Source organism: Methylobacterium jeotgali (assembly GCF_022179345.1).
In the GTDB taxonomy this organism is placed as follows: Bacteria; Pseudomonadota; Alphaproteobacteria; order Rhizobiales; family Beijerinckiaceae; genus Methylobacterium; species Methylobacterium jeotgali.
This window is the reverse complement of sequence record NZ_BPQR01000035.1, coordinates 44,627-59,078: the sequence shown is the minus strand read 5'-3', so window position 1 is coordinate 59,078 and position 14,452 is coordinate 44,627. Positions and strand designations below refer to the sequence as shown.

The window sequence follows — 14,452 nt, the reverse complement described above, 5'->3', positions numbered from 1 at the left end:
TGAGAAGACGCATATCCTTCCCGCCATCGCAAGGCGCACAGGGCGCCGCATCGATGGAGAGCGTCATGACCCTTCTTGTCACCGGAGCCACGGGCCGCATCGGCTCGGCCGTCGTCGATCTCGTTCACCGGGCCGGCATTCCCGTCCGCGCCCTGACCCGCGCCCCGGAGAAGGGCCGCCTTCCGGCCGGCGTCGAGGCGGTGCGCGGCGACCTCACCGACATCGACGCGCTCCGCGCCGCGATGCGGGGCGTGACCACGCTGTTCCTGCTGGTGCCGAACGTGCCCGACGAGCTGACCCAGGCGATCAGTGCGCTCAACCTCACCCGGGAGGCGGGCGTGCGCGGGATCGTCTACCTCTCGGTCTTCAAGGGCGAGGCCTATGTCGACGCCCCGCACTTCACCGGCAAGCACGCCGTCGAGCGGATGATCGCGGCCCTCGGCCTGCCCGCGACGGTGCTGCGACCCGCCTACTTCATGCAGAACGACCTGATGCAGCAGGAGCCGCTCCTCGGCGCCGGCCTCTATGGCGCGCCCATCGGGCACAGGGGCATCTCGATGGTCGACACCCGCGACATCGCCGAGGCCGCCGCCGCCGAGCTGCTGCGCCGGGCGCGCGCCGCCGGCCCGCTCCCGGCCGAGACCTACGACCTCGTCGGCTCCGAGCCCCTCACCGGGACCGCCATCGCCGACCTCTGGGGGGCGGCGCTCGGGCGCGCGGTGACCTATGGCGGCGACGACCTCGACGCCCTGGAGGCGGGTCTGCGCCGCTTCGCCCCGTCCTGGCTCGCCTACGACCTGCGGGTGATGATGCGCCGCTACCAGGAGGACGGCGCCGTCGCGACCGCGGCTGAGGTCGAGCGCTTCACCGCGCTCCTCGGCCACCCGCCTCGCCGCTACGCCGACTTCGCCGCGGAGACGGCACGGGCCTGGCGGACGGTCTGACCGGGCGGTCCGGCGCGATTCACGGCGGGGGCGGTGCCGCGACGGCCCGCCCCTGCGCCGCCGGCTAAAGGTCGAGCGTGAGGGCCACACGGGCCCGCGAGACGCAGGGCATCATGCGGTCCTGCCGCTTCGCCAGCGGCAGGGCGTGGTCCCGGTGGATCACGGTCCCGTTCCGGTAGCCGCACTCGCAGGTGCCGCAGGTGCCGATCTCGCAGGAGGAGGCGACCGGAAAGCCGTTCTCCCGCAGCACCTCGAGGAGGGAGCGGTCGGCGGGCACGTGCAGGACCTCGCCGGTCGAGGCGATGCGCGCGTCGAACGGCTCGGGCTTGTAGTTCTCGTCGAGCGTCGCGGCGAAGCGCTCGATATGGACGTGGTCGGGCGCCCAGCCATCCGCATCGGCCCGCGCCTGCACGGCGTCGACGAGGCGTTGCGGGCCGCAGGCGTAGAGATGCGTGCCCGGCGCCGGCGGGCCGATCAGGGCCGGATCGAGGCGGCGGCCCTCGCCGGAGAGCCAGAGATGCAGGCGGTCGCCGCAGACGGCGCGCAGCGCGTCGAGGAGCGGCGCCTCGGCGGCCGAGCGGGCGCAGAAGTGCAGGGCGAAGTCGGCCCCCGACGCGGCGAGGCTCCGGGCCATCGAGACGAACGGCGTGATGCCGATGCCGCCGGCGACCAGGATGTGGCGCGTGCCCTCCGCCAGGGGGAAGTTGTTGCGGGGCGCCGAGACGTGGGCGAGCCCGCCCTCCGCGAGGTTCGCGTGCGCCCAGAGCGAGCCGCCGCGCCCGCCTGCCTCCCGCTTGATCGCCACCGTGTAGCGGGCGCGGTCGGCCGGGTCGCCGCAGAGCGAGTACTGGCGCACCTTCCCGTCGGGCAGGCGCAGGTCGACATGGGCGCCGGGCGTCCATTCCGGCAGCTCGGGCCGCTGCGGGTGGCGGAAGACCACCCGCAGCACGTCCGGCGTCGTCGGCTCCGCAGCGACGACCTCGAGCTTCATGATGAGGCGCGCGGTCATGGCGTCTCGAGGAGCTCGATGACGTCGCCGGGGCGGATGATGCCGCCGACCTCGATCCCGCAGTTCAGCCCCGAGCGGTTGTAGAGCGGCAGGTAGACCGGCAGGCCCAGAAGCTCCTCCAGGTACTTGCACGGGAAGTTGAGCCGCCCGCCCCGCAGGATCACCGCGCCGACCCGGAAGCGGCGGCCGACGAGGTGGTTGAGGGGCACGCCCCGCACCGTGAGGTTGCGCCGGTGGTCGGCGGGGTCGAGCCGGATCGGGCCGCCCTGGAGCGGCGGGTCGTTGCGGGCGAGCGCGTCGAGCGCCTCCTGCTCGATCAGCGTCACCTCGCGGGTGTCGGGCTTCGGCGAGTAGGTCCCCGTCCCGTCGAAGTAGCGGTCGCCGACGATGCCGCGGCCGGCCACGCACTCGGCTTCCGCGAGCGCCTCCATCTCGTAGCTCGCCGCCGGGGCGACGTGGATATGGAGAAGCTCCCCCCGAAAGCCCGCGGCGCCTCCCGGCACCCCGCGGGCGACCGATCCGGCGGCGTGCTCGAAGGCCTCGATCATGCGAGGCGCCGGCATCTCGCTCATGACGCGGCGGGACCCGTGGCGATCGCGACGGCCTCGATCTCGACGAGCGCGTCCTTGGGCAGGCGGGCGACCTCGATGGTGGAGCGCGCCGGCGCCGCGCCGGGGAAGTGCTCGGCATAGACCGCGTTCATGGCGGCGAAGTCGTTCATGTCCTTGAGGAAGACCGTGGTCTTCACGACGCTGGCGAGGCTCGCGCCGCCGGCCTCGAGCACGGCGGAGAGGTTTGCCAGCGAGGCCCGCGTCTGCGCCTCGACGCCCTCGGGGAAGCCGCCGGTTCCGAGATCGATCGGCAGCTGGCCCGAGGCGAAGACGAGATCGCCCGCCCGGATGGCCTGGGCGTAGGGGCCGGCGGCGGGAGCCGCCGCAGCCGTCTTGATGGTGGTCCGATCCATGGTGTTGCCTCTTCCCTGTCCCGATCTGCTCAGTAGACGTTCATCCACGATAATGGAATTGGCACGGCGCCGCCAGCGCCGTGCCCTTCCGTCACTGCCGGGCGATGTCGAGGTCGCGGGTCTCGGTCGCGGCGAGAGTCGCGACGAGGGAGATCACGGCGAGGGCGATCATAAACAGCGAGATCGGCCAGGTAGCGCCGGTCCAGGCGAGCAGGGAGGAGGCGACGATCGGCGAGAACCCGCCCGAGATCGCCGCCGCGACCTGGCAGCCCAGGGAGGCGCCGCTGTAGCGGACCCGCGTGCCGAACAGCTCCGGCATGAACGCGCCCTGCGGGCCGAACATCGAGGCGTGGGTGAGGCTCATGATCACCGCGATCGTCAGCGTAATGACGAGCGGGTCGCGGGTGTCGAGGAGGCGGAAGACGACGAGGGCGCAGACCACGCTCACCAGCGCGCCGAAGATGTAGATCGGGCGCCGGCCGACCTTGTCGGAGAGCCAGCCGAAGAACGGCATCGTGGCGAACTCCAGCACCGCGGCGCAGAGGATCGCGTCGAGGATCAGGCGCTTGGGGAGCCCGAGGGTGCCGGTGGCGTAGACGATCGAGAACACGGTCAGCAGGTAGACCCAGGCCACCTCCGATACCTTGAGCCCGACCGCGATCAGGAAGGTGCGCGGCTGGCCGAGGATGACCTCGAGGAACGGCATCCGCGCCACCGTGCGCTCGGCCTTCACCTTCGCGAAGGCGGGTGTCTCGACGAGGCGCAGGCGGATGAACAGGGCCACGCCGACGAGGATCGCGCTGAGCAGGAACGGCACGCGCCAGCCCCAGCTCAGGAAGTCCGCCTCGGGCAGCGTCGAGAGGGCGAGGAAGGTCGCGGTGGAGGCGGCCACGCCCGCCGGGAAGCCGACCTGGACGAGGCTTCCGTAGAGGCCCCGGCGATGCGCGGGCGCGTGCTCGATGACCATGAGGACGGCCCCGCCCCACTCGCCGCCGACGCCGATGCCCTGGAAGATGCGCAGCAGCACGAGAAGCGCCGGCGCCCAGAGCCCGATGTGGGCGTAGGTCGGCAGGCAGCCGATCAGGAAGGTGCCGAGCCCCATGATCAGCATGGTCAGCGTCAGCATCGCCTTGCGGCCGATGCGGTCGCCGAAATGGCCGAACACCACCCCGCCCAGCGGCCGGGCGACGAAGCCGACCGCGTAGGAGCCGAAGGCGGCGAGCGTCCCGGCCATGGGGTCGAGGGTCGGGAAGAAGATCTTGTTGAAGACCAGCGCCGCGGCGGTGCCGTAGATCAGGAAGTCGTACCACTCGACAACCGTCCCGATGACGCTCGCCCAGAGGACGCGCCGCATCTCGGCGCCGGAGGTCGCGGTTCCGCCGGGCTCGTCCCGGACCGCGGCTGCTGACGGGGGCGCGACCAGCGCCTCTGCACCTTGTACGGCCATCGCGATGCCCTCTTCCTCAGTGGAGATTGATCCACTATGGAGGACGCAACGGCCATGCCACTTCACATTGACGCGATCCAGGGTTGCATCGGCGCGCCCTGCGCCGGACCGGTCCATGCGATGGAAGCCGGAGCACGGTCCCGGCGTCGGGCTCGCCAGGGTCCGATGCGCTCGAGGCCTCCATCCTGGCGTGTTCCTTGCCGAACCGGCACCACCGTTCGCAGGGAGCCCTCTATCGGGCGCGCGAGGCGTCGATGACGAGGAAGTACTGGCAGGGCTCCGGGCCGAGATTGGCGAAGGCGTGGCCGGCGTCGGCCTCGAAGTACAGGCTGTCGCCCTCCTCGACCACGATGCTGCGCTCGCCGACGGTGGCGCGCAGGCGGCCCTTGAGCACGAAGATGTACTCGCTGACCCCACGCCGGTGGGCGACGAACTCGCCGGTGCTGCCGTTCGGGGGCAGGGTGTTCAGCACCCAGTCAATGCCCCGGCCCGGCAGCACTGGGGAGATGCAGCGGCGCAGGAAGCCGGAGGCCTCGTCGCGCAGCACCGGCTGGCGGCTCGCCGGGATCAGCAGCACCTCCCGCTCCACCGCGGGCGTCATCAGCCGCGAGAAGGTCACGTCGAGGGCCTCGGCGAGGCGCGAGAGCACGGTGGTCGAGGGCACCGCCTCGGCCCGCTCGATCTTCGAGATCATCGAGCGGCTGACACCGGCGAGCGTCCCGAGCTGCTCCAGGGAGAGCCCGCGCTCCCGGCGGCGGCGGCGCACCTCCTCGGCGAGGACCTCGATCTGCGAGCGCGCCTCGGCCGCGACCTGCTCGCGGTCCACAATCGTCCTCACCGTCATCGCGCCGTGCCGAGCCCTTCAACGCCCGTGCCGGACGGCCGGGTGATCCTGATCCAGACGGAGACTACCACATGCCGGACCGCTCGACCGCCATCCGCTTCGGGATCGTGCTCTACGAGGGCGTCGAGCCGATCGACCTCGGCGGCACGGTCGGCGTCCTCTCGATGGCCCGGCGCCTGCTGCCGAACCTCGCCGACGCGGTGATCGCGCGGGAGGCGGGTCCCGTACGGATGGCCGGCGGTCTCGCGGTGGAGGTGCCCTACGGCTTCGCCGACGCGCCGCCCTGCGACGTCTACGTCGTTTGCGGCGGGCCGGGCTGGCCGGAGGCGGCGGCCGACCCGGCGATGATGCGCTTCCTGCGGGAGCGGGCGCCGGAGCGCCTCGCCTCGGTCTGCACGGGCGCGATGATCCTCGCGCGGGCGGGCTGCCTCGACGGGCGGGCGGCGACGACCCGGCGCGGCCGGGCCGGGGCCGAGCCCGTCGCGCCCCTCGACGCCCTGCGCTCCGGGGGCGTCGACGCCCGGACCGCGGTCGTCGTGGACGACAGGGTGGTGACGGGCGGCGGCGTCTCGCTCGCCATCGACGCCACGCTCTACCTCGTCGGCCGCTTCTACGGCCCCGAGGCGCGGGACGACGTGGCGGCCCTGATCGAGTACGACCGCGCCCTGCGGGCGAACGAGGCGGCGCTGGGCATCCATCGCGCCTGAGCCCGTCCGGCGGCCTCCCGCCGACAGGTCGTGGTCAGGTTGGGATGACAATCCTTCGCGGTTTCTGCCGCAGGAGAGAGCCGTGACGGGCCTGGCCGGACTGCACGCAGGGCGCGGGACGCGTCACGAGATCGGCGCGGAACCCCGCCGGGACGAGCCCTTCGACGCCCGCCGCGGACGGCCGGACGGGCACGAGCCCGGCCGCGACGACCCCGGCGGCCACCGCGACCCAGGCAGGCCCGAGCCGGGGGCGACCCCGGGACCGCCCGGGGTGGGCGCGAATGCCGGCGCCGAGATCGGCGGGAACGGGCTCGGCCTGGGCGTGCAGGCCGGCCTGCAGCTCGGCCCGGGCCTCGACGCCGGGCTCCGCCTCGACGTCGACCTGCGCCTGAACCTGCTCGGCGGGGGAGGCCGGGCCGGCGCTCCACCGGCGGGACCGCACCGGGCCGACGCCGCGCCCCGCGACCGGCCGGGAGAGGGGGCCGGCCGGGACGCGGCGGCGGGCAAGGTCTCGGTCCCCGAGTTCGCCGCGCCGAAGGCCGGCCCGCCGGCGGGAAGGCATCCCGGAAACGAACATCCGCACGAGAACAGGGGGCCGGAGGATCGGGGCCGGGGCCCGCCGAACGGGCCGCGGCCGGGTCGGGAGGGCCCGGAGCGGGAGGGGGGACGCGACCGTCCCGATCGCGAGGCGCACGCCCGGCCGCGCCCCGACCAGCCGCCCGCCGGCCCGAGAGCCGATCGGCCGACTCCGGAGCGGGGCGGCGCCGATCCGCGACCGCCCGCGCCGGCGACGGACCGACCGGCCGCCGGAGACCGCGCCGCCTTCGGGAACGGAGCGCGTTTCGGAGACGCAGCGCCCTGGGCGCGGGAGGTGCAGGGACCGGCGGGCCAGGCCGGGCCGGGCGCGCAACGGGCCCTCGACGGGCCTCCGCAGGGGAACGGGCCGGGCGCGGCCGGAGGGCCCCCGGCGGAGATCCGCCACGACCTTCGCCAGCCCGGCATCGGCCAGGCGGCACCGCAAGCGGCACCGAACGTCTTCGCGGGCGCCGCGATCGGCCTCGACGCCGGAGCGGGGCCACTGGCGGCCCGCCTCGCGGAGACCGTCGCCGCCCCCCGGATGGGAGCGCAGGCGGTCGAGGTCGCGGTCGAGGTCGCGGCGGCAACCGTCACGGCGGCGGTCGCGGGCGCCGCGACGACCCTCGCCACGGCCGCCGAGATCGCCGCCGGCGCCGTCCGGGACACCGTTCGGGAGCTTCCGCCGGGAGGCGCAGCGCGGGACCGGCTCGCGCCGCCCGAAGCGCCGCCGCAGGATCGTCCGGAGCCCCGGACGGGCGAGGGGCCGGCGGCCGCCGCGGCTCCGGCGGCCCGCGCCGACCCGGAGGCGGCCGGCGGCCGGCCTCCCGCGGAGGCCCCGAGGGCCGATCCCGCCTCGGCCAGGGCCGACCCCCCCTCCATCCGGACGGACGGGACGGCGGCAGCTCGTGGGACCTCCGCCGAGACGGCGCCCGTCAGGCAGGGCGAGCCCGTCGCCGGCTCCGGCACCCTGGCCGCCCCGCCGCCCGCCGTCGAGGAGCGGCCGCCGTCGCAGCCGCCGACCCGGAGCGGGCCGGGCGGGGCCGCCGAGCGAGGCGCGGCGAGCGAGGTGCTGCCGGTGCAGCCCCGGAGCGATCCGGCGCCGGTGCGGGCGCAGCCGGCGGAGGCGGGCCGCCCGGCTCCGCCCGAGGCTGCCGCGCCGGCCATGCGCTCGATCGGCCTGCCCGAGAGCCCGACGCCGACGGTTGCGGGCACGGGTGTCGAGGCCGCTGCCGTCGCCGCCGGGTTGACGGTCGGCGCCCGTGAGCCGGCCCCCGGTCGCGCCGCACCGGGAATCGGGGGCGCGCCGCTGCCCCTGTTCAACCCGTTCCTGGCGCGGCGGATGCCGCCGCGCCGGACGCGTCGGCGCGGGCAAGAGGGCAACGGCCTCTGGGCGATCCTGCGGGTGCTCGGCTGGGACCGCCGCGAGGACGAGGCCTCGGAGGAGCCGGCGCCGGACGAGGAGACTCGACGTCGGGACGGGGAGGGACATCCGAGCCCCGGCCGCGCCGGTTCGAGGCTTCGGTAGGGCGAGAACGGGAGGGCGCGGCCCGCCCGGGGATCGTGAGGCGGAAGCGGGCAGGGCGCCCGATCCTTGCGGAGCGCCGGCCTCCGCTTCTGCCGGGCCGACGCTACCGGCCCACCGGGCCGCCGGAGCCGAGGATGCTGCCGCCAGGCGGCCCATAGCCGTAGCCGCCTTCGATCGGCGCCTGCCCGACGCCATCCCCCCGATAGCCCGCCCCGGCCGCGGCCGGCGTCCGGTAGCGCTCGATCACCGCCCCGGCACGGGCGCCGTCGGCGGGCGCGACCGCCCGGCTGCCGAGGAGGTCGGCGGGGTCGTTGACCATGGCCGCGAGGTTGCCGCGGTTCGAGCAGCCGAGGGTCGGCTCGAAGTCGTTGTCGTTGACCGAGGGGCCGACGATGGCGAGCGACGGGCAGGCTGGTGCCGTCGCCACGTATCGGGTGGCGATCACCTCGACGGCGCCGCCGGGGGCGGCCGCGTCGACGGCGCGGATCTTGGCCGGGTCGACCCCGGCCCGGCGCGCCGTGGCGATCATCGCGGCCACCGCGCCGCGGTTGCGGCCGCGCATCTCGAGGTGAAGCGCGTCGAAGCGGCCCTCGCCGGCCGTCCGCAGGAACGCGACGAGGCGGCGCTGCTCGCCGCGGCCGAGGACGATCCGCGTCGGCACCGCCTCGACCAGGGTCTCCTGGCGCGCCTCGCGGGGGATCGGCGGCGGCAGGACGAGGGGTGTGCCGGGGGGCGAGACCCGTTCGGGCTGCTCGAAGAGGACCACGGGGCGGGGCTCGCCGCCGCGCACCACGGCCACCGGGCGGCCGGGCTCGACGGGCGGGTCGACGATCGTCAGGGGCGCCGGCCCGGCGGTGAAGGCCGCGGGCGGCGGCGCGATGGGCGCGACGGCCTGGGGCGGCGGGGGCGCGGCCGTCGTGCAGGCGGCGAGCGCCAGGAGGCAGGGGCTGGCGAGCATTCCGGCGAGCCGGCCGGCCGGAGCCGCGCGGCGCGGGTTCGAGCGTCCCGGCATCATCCTCTCCCGCCCGCTCATTCGACGCCGAGCCCCGCATCCCCGGTGAGCCCGACCGAACCCTTGCGGGGGGCGAGCCGGTTCGAGGGCGCCTTGGACTGGGTGTTGAGGAGGATGCGTCCGGCGTCGGTCGGCGGCGCCACCCGGTCGGCGGGCGTTTCGAGGGCCTGGGGGGAGCTCGCCGGGCGCACGATGTAGGGGGTCACGATGATGACGAGCTCGCTCTCGTCCTTCTGGAAGGCGCTCGACCGGAACAGGGCCCCGAGGATCGGGATGTCGCCGAGCCCCGGCGTGATGCCGATGTTCGTGGAGAAATTCTTGCGGATGAGGCCGCCGATAGCGAAGCTCTGGCCGCTGGCCAGCTCCACCACGGTGTCGGCGGAGCGGGTGCTGAGGCCGGGGATGCTGGTGCCGTTGATGTCGACGGCGCCGATCTGGCTCAGCTCGCTCACCTCCGGCCGCACCCGGATGTTGATGAGGTTGCCCGAGAGCACCGTCGGCGTGAACTCGAGGCTCGCGCCGAAGCGGCGGAACTGCACCGAGGTCTGGCCGAGCGCCTGCGTGATCGGGATCGGGAACTCGCCGCCGGCCAGGAAGCTCGCCTTCTCGCCGGAGACGGCCGTCAGGTTCGGCTCGGCGAGGATCGAGGCGAGGCCGTCCTCGGCCAGCGCGTCGAGGGTCGCGGTGATGCTGTTGACGCCGTCCGAGTAGCTGACGCCGAAGGTGCTGCTGCGGCCCGTGATCGGCACGGTGCCGGGCGTGACGGCGGAGCCGCCGGAGACGAGGCTGAAGCCCGTGCCGCCCGCCCGGCCGGAGAAGTTGAGGTTGATCCCGAACTGCTTGAGCGTGCGCCGGTTCACCTCGGCGACGCGCACCTGGAGGTTGACCTGGAGCGCGCCGGAGATGCGCAGGCGGTTCGTCACCGTCGCGCCCTGGCCGAGGAACTGGGCGGTGACGGCCTTGGCGGTCTCGACGAGGGCGGCGTTCGGCAGAGAGCCGCTGAGGACGGCGCCGTTCGGCGTGTAGGTCACGCCGATGCGGTAGTCGCCGACCTCGTTGCGCAGGATGTTGCGCAGGTCCTCGATCGGCTGCGTGACCGCGACGCCGTACTCCGCCACCGGATCGCCGGCCTCGTCGAGGGCGAAGAGGCTGGTGCGGCCGGGCTTCTTGCCGAAGACGAAGACCACCTGGTTCGACGGGGTCTGGATGTCGGCGATGCTCGGGTCGGCGACGAAGATCGAGGCGGCCGGGCGCGACAGCCGCAGGGTCTGTCCGCGGGAGACGTTCAGCGAGATGGTGCCGCGGGCGGCCGAGACCCGGTCGGCGCTCGGCGCGTTCGGCTGGAAGCTGTGCCCGGCGGTCCAGGCGGTCGGCCGGCGGAAACGGGCGGCCTGATCGACGGCCGTCTCGTTGCCGGGCCAGGCCGGCACCATGACGCGCCGGGGCGCGGGCGCGGGCGCGGGGGCCTGAGCGGCCGTGGCGGGAGGCGGCGCGAAGCCGCCGGTGGCCGCCACCGGCTCGGCCGCCGCGCCGGTGACGGCGGCGAGCATCGTCAGGCCGAGGGCGAGCGCAGCGCGGACGGGGGGGAGACGGTTCGGGCGGCCGGCCCGGGCATCAGGCATCGCGAGCATCCGGGGTCAGACGCCGGAGCGGCAGCGCTGCCTGGTCTGCGGCAGCCGGGGCGGAATCCGAACGGGGCGATGCCGAACGCAGGCCGGTCCCATTCGATGCTGCTCCCCGTCGTTCATCCCGATGTCCTGTCGAGCTTGCGTGACAGAACGATTACACGCGTTCGTGACCGGGAACTCGGAGGGAGTCTGTCGCAAACGGGAGACAGCGACTGTCGAAAACCGGACCGTTCCCACGCCGGTCTCGGCGGGCCGCCGCTCTATCGGCCGAGAGCCTGCCGCACGATCTCGGGCCCGCCGGCGAGCGCGATGCCGAGGCCGCCGAGGACGTGGACGCCGACGGCGATGCCGCCGAGCGCCCAGTAGCCGGTGGCGATGCCCCCGAGCCCGAGCCCGAGGGCGAGCGCCAGCCCCGCGAAGCAGACGAGCCCCAGCGCCAGCCCGCCGAAGGCCACGACGCCCACCGCGACGCCCCCGAGGGCGACGACGCCGACGGCGACGTTGCCGATCGCGACGATGCCCCGGGCGGGCCTCAGCCCGCCGAGCGCCGCCGGCCCGTAGACGACGTGGACGAGGGGCAGTCCGAACAGGGTCCGGGGGGAGCGGTACTCGAAGGCCGCGAACGGGTCGTAGGCCGCGGTGCCGATCGCGGCGCGCAGGGGGCGCCCGCAGGCGGGGCAGGCCCGGGCGGCGTCGCTCACGTCGCGGCCGCAATCCGGGCATCGGATCAGGGTCATCCGGGATTCCTTCTCATGCCGGTCTCCCGTCGGCGCGCCTTGTCCCCGACTTCCACCGGCTCCGGTGTCCGCTGCGTGCCGGCGGCGGGCCCGCGGGCGGCGTCAGTTCCACATGTGGAGCAGGATGCGGGCGGAGGGCGTGCCGTCGAGGAGCATCAGCCAGTTGCCGTCGTAGCGGTGGCGCTCCCCGTCCGGGCCGGGGCCGGAGAGGGTCCAGCGCCCGGTCGCGGCCGGCTCGCCCTCCCGGCCGAAGACGTCGTCGATGACGACGCGGTAGTCCCGGAAGCCCTGGGCGCGGATGTCGGCGAAGAAGCCCGACAGGGCCGGCGCCCCCGTCAGCACTGGGCGGCCCGGCGGCACCAGGCGCGCCGCCGGCGCGTAGAAGGCGATGAGGTCGCCGGTGCGCCCGGCGTTGAAGGTGCCGGTCCAGGCATCGACGAGGGCCTGCACCCGCGGCTGAAGTCCCGCCATCCCTAAGCCACTCCCCGATCCGTCGCGCCGGCCGTCAGCACCGGCCAGAACACCCAGTCCTCGATCGGGCAGCGGGCCGGGCGTGCCGCGTCGTGGGGGGCGATGCGCACCCGGCCGGGGCCGGGATAGTCGAGGGCGAGATGGCTCGCCCCGAGGCGCCGGGCGAAGGCGGCCGAGCCCGAGACCGTCTCGACGCTCCGCAGCGTCCCGCCTCCGGCGTCGAGCTCCAGGCGGGACATCCCTCCGCGGCGGACGCGGGCGGCCGGCGCCAGGGTCTCGCGGGGCATGTCGGTGAGGTAGAAGACGGCGCTGCCCGGCCCGAGGAGCCGCGCCAGCGCCGGGAACCAGCCGGGCCGCAGCTTCAGGCGCACCAGCTCGATCCCGTGGACGCGGGCGAGCAGGTTCGCGCAGAGGTCGAGGCGCGGCTCCGGCCGGACGCCCTGGTGGAGGAGCACGATTCGGTCGCAGCCCCGGCGGCGGCGCAGGTGCGCGGCGAGCTGGAACAGCACCGAGAACACGCAGGCATGGTGGAGCGTGTCGATCCAGAGCGGGCCCGGCGCGTCGAGACCCTCGGCCTCGACCTGCGACAGGCTCGTCTCGACCGCGCGCAGGTAGGCCGTGGCCTGGGCGACGGAGAGACCCGGCAGCACCAGGGGCTCGAAGGCGAAGTCGATGCTGTTCACCGCCGCTCGCCGCTCCACCGCGACCGGCAGCTCGGGCAGGTTCGCGCCGCTCCGCAGGAGCATCCGGTCGAAGCCGCCAGCATGGACGCGCTCGATCAACCGGTCGCGGACGTGACGGGTCGCGCCGGCGCCCGCGAAGGCGGCGGCGACGGCCTCGTCGAAGCGTCCGAGGCCTTGGGCCAGGGCGAGGGGGGAGGTCGGCGCGTTCACGGGACGGCCGGCTCCGGGGTCGCCTCGGTGGCCGGCACGGTCTCCAGGGCGGCCTCTCCGGCGAACAGCATGTCCCGGTCGAGGGTCCGTCCGCGCAGCGCGCCGACCTTCTCCAGGACCCGCGCCTGGGAGGCCTGGAGCGAGGCCGGCGACTGGCGCTCGCCCGACTGCTTGGCCTCCACCGTCGCCTCCTCCGGCAGCCATTGGTCGGCGCCGACGACGCCGAGGCTGCGGGCGCGGCTGAACACGTACTCGGCGGTGTTCCACTTCCAGCTCGGGCAGGGCAGGGCGGTCTCGCCGGGGCTCGCGTAGATGAAGCGGTGGGCGCAGAAGCCGCCGCACATGGGCAGGATCTTGCACGAGGAGCAGGTCGCGTTGTCGAAGGGCGTCCACTGCTCCCAGAGAGAGGCGTTGACGCTCTCGTGGAGGCGCTCCGGCTCGAAGATGCTGCCGGTGCGCTTGGAAGCGTCGTGGGCGGTCTCCCAGCACTTGTGGACGTCGCCGTTGCCGTTGACGACGTAGCCGCCCTTCGAGGCCGCCACGCACAGCCCCGAGAAGCCGCCGGGCGCCGTCTGGATGCCGGCGAAGCCGAGCTCGCGGGCGCGGCCCTCCAGCGCCAGGACCTTGCGGTTGAAGTCGGCCCGCGAGAGCTTCTCCTCGAAGGCGCTGCCGCTCTCGGGCGTCGAGGCCTCGATCGGTGCGAAGTAGACGTGGAAGTTGCCCCGCTGGGCGAGACGCCGGGCGTGGAATCCGTCGAGCATGGCGCCGGCCCCGTCGACGTTCGACTGGCCGACATTGACCCGCGCCTGGATCGAGATCGGTGTCGCGTCGAGCGACTGCTCGATGTTGTCGAGGATGCGGTCGAAGGTGCGCCCGCCCGAGGTGAGGGGGCGCATGCGGTCGTGGGTGTCGCGGTCGCCGTCGATCGTCACCTGCACCCACTTCACCCGGCGGGCGTAGAGCTGGGCGGCCATCTCGCCGTCGAGGAACCAGGCGTTCGAGACGATGCCGGCGCTGTAGCCGATCTTGTGCTTGTCGCAGTGGGCGATGAGCAGGTCCGAGAGGCGGAAGATCGAGTCCTTCCCCATCAGCGGCTCGCCGCCGTACCAGACGACGCTGAGCGACTTCAGGTCCTTCTTCGCCTTCACGAAGGCGATGATCGCGTCCTGCACCTCGCGGGTCATCTTCTTGGTGGGCTTGGCCAGCCCCTGGAAGCAGTAGCCGCAGGCGAAGTTACAGGCCATGGTCGGGGCGATGGTCAGCGTCAGGCTGTTCGGCGCCGCACGGGCCGCCTCGTAGCTCTGCCGGACCAGGGCGAGCTCGTCGACGCCGGCGCCGACCGCGTGGCCGCCCCCGAGCAGCGCCTGGAGGAGCAGGCGGTCGGCGACCGCGCCGGGCTCGAAGCCGTCGCCCGCGCCGTCCCGGAGCGCGTGATAGGCCTCGGCCTCCTCCGGCGAGAGCAGGATGAGGGAACGGGTGCGGGCATTGAAGAGCAGCGCGCTGCCGTCGGCCAGCCGCACCGGGATGTCGTAGGCCGAGAGCCGGTAGCGGCCGGTCGACGGACCGCCCCGGCGCTGGACGCGCGAGAGGGTCTCGCGGGCGGCGGTCTCCAGCGCCTTGGCGCCGGCGGCGTCGAGGCCGGCGAGGTCGTCCTCGGTGCCGCGCAGGCCGTGATGGTCGAAATCAAGCATGGCG

14 protein-coding genes are annotated in these 14,452 nt (G+C 74.5%); 3 read left to right on the top strand and 11 right to left on the bottom strand.

Annotated features, from left to right (window positions below; all coding sequences use genetic code 11):
* Positions 1-65: 65 nt before the first annotated feature.
* A complete protein-coding gene (locus MFF04_RS10715) occupies positions 66-944 on the top strand; it encodes an NmrA family NAD(P)-binding protein (RefSeq protein ID WP_238275712.1) in 879 nt (292 codons plus the stop codon).
* A gap of 64 nt (positions 945-1,008) precedes the next feature.
* On the opposite strand, the gene MFF04_RS10710 is transcribed toward MFF04_RS10715, so the two are convergent.
* From MFF04_RS10710 to MFF04_RS10690, 5 genes are all read right to left on the bottom strand, one after another.
* A complete protein-coding gene (locus tag MFF04_RS10710; RefSeq protein WP_238275711.1) occupies positions 1,009-1,953 on the bottom strand; it encodes a PDR/VanB family oxidoreductase in 945 nt (314 codons plus the stop codon).
* On the bottom strand, positions 1,950-2,525 hold the full coding sequence (locus MFF04_RS10705) for an MOSC domain-containing protein (protein WP_238275710.1): 576 nt from the start codon (positions 2,523-2,525) through the stop codon (positions 1,950-1,952). The genes MFF04_RS10710 and MFF04_RS10705 overlap by 4 nt, the downstream gene beginning before the upstream one ends.
* The gene (locus MFF04_RS10700) at positions 2,522-2,917 is read right to left on the bottom strand and encodes a Rid family detoxifying hydrolase (protein WP_238275708.1); all 396 of its coding nucleotides are present in this window, start codon (positions 2,915-2,917) and stop codon (positions 2,522-2,524) included. Before MFF04_RS10700 ends, MFF04_RS10705 begins: the two co-directional genes overlap by 4 nt.
* A gap of 91 nt (positions 2,918-3,008) precedes the next feature.
* On the bottom strand, positions 3,009-4,271 hold the full coding sequence (locus MFF04_RS10695) for an MFS transporter (protein WP_238275745.1): 1,263 nt from the start codon (positions 4,269-4,271) through the stop codon (positions 3,009-3,011).
* 325 nt (positions 4,272-4,596) lie between these two features.
* A complete protein-coding gene (locus MFF04_RS10690) occupies positions 4,597-5,208 on the bottom strand; it encodes a helix-turn-helix domain-containing protein (RefSeq protein WP_238275706.1) in 612 nt (203 codons plus the stop codon).
* 71 nt (positions 5,209-5,279) lie between these two features.
* On the opposite strand from MFF04_RS10690, the gene MFF04_RS10685 reads away from it, so the two are divergent.
* On the top strand, positions 5,280-5,915 hold the full coding sequence (locus MFF04_RS10685) for a DJ-1/PfpI family protein (RefSeq protein WP_238275705.1): 636 nt from the start codon (positions 5,280-5,282) through the stop codon (positions 5,913-5,915).
* 82 nt (positions 5,916-5,997) lie between these two features.
* Positions 5,998-8,016: a hypothetical protein gene (locus MFF04_RS10680; RefSeq protein WP_238275703.1), complete on the top strand. Its 2,019-nt coding sequence runs from the start codon at positions 5,998-6,000 to the stop codon at positions 8,014-8,016.
* A 103-nt stretch (positions 8,017-8,119) separates the two neighbouring features.
* On the opposite strand, the gene MFF04_RS10675 is transcribed toward MFF04_RS10680, so the two are convergent.
* The 6 genes from MFF04_RS10675 to MFF04_RS10650 form a co-directional block, all read right to left on the bottom strand.
* Positions 8,120-9,031: a CpaD family pilus assembly lipoprotein gene (locus MFF04_RS10675; protein ID WP_238275701.1), complete on the bottom strand. Its 912-nt coding sequence runs from the start codon at positions 9,029-9,031 to the stop codon at positions 8,120-8,122.
* Positions 9,032-9,045: 14 nt separating this feature from the next.
* Positions 9,046-10,650 carry a type II and III secretion system protein family protein gene (locus MFF04_RS10670; RefSeq protein ID WP_238275699.1) on the bottom strand — a complete coding sequence of 535 codons (1,605 nt, stop codon included), beginning with the start codon at positions 10,648-10,650 and terminating at the stop codon, positions 9,046-9,048.
* 266 nt (positions 10,651-10,916) lie between these two features.
* On the bottom strand, positions 10,917-11,393 hold the full coding sequence (locus tag MFF04_RS10665; RefSeq protein WP_238275697.1) for a zinc-ribbon domain-containing protein: 477 nt from the start codon (positions 11,391-11,393) through the stop codon (positions 10,917-10,919).
* Positions 11,394-11,495: 102 nt separating this feature from the next.
* Positions 11,496-11,864 carry a YybH family protein gene (locus tag MFF04_RS10660; RefSeq protein ID WP_238275695.1) on the bottom strand — a complete coding sequence of 123 codons (369 nt, stop codon included), beginning with the start codon at positions 11,862-11,864 and terminating at the stop codon, positions 11,496-11,498.
* Between the two features lie 2 nt (positions 11,865-11,866).
* Positions 11,867-12,757, bottom strand: coding sequence for a hypothetical protein (locus tag MFF04_RS10655; protein WP_238275693.1), 891 nt, complete (start codon positions 12,755-12,757; stop codon positions 11,867-11,869).
* A complete protein-coding gene (locus MFF04_RS10650) occupies positions 12,754-14,448 on the bottom strand; it encodes a radical SAM/SPASM domain-containing protein (protein ID WP_238275692.1) in 1,695 nt (564 codons plus the stop codon). The genes MFF04_RS10655 and MFF04_RS10650 overlap by 4 nt, the downstream gene beginning before the upstream one ends.
* Positions 14,449-14,452: the final 4 nt, after the last annotated feature.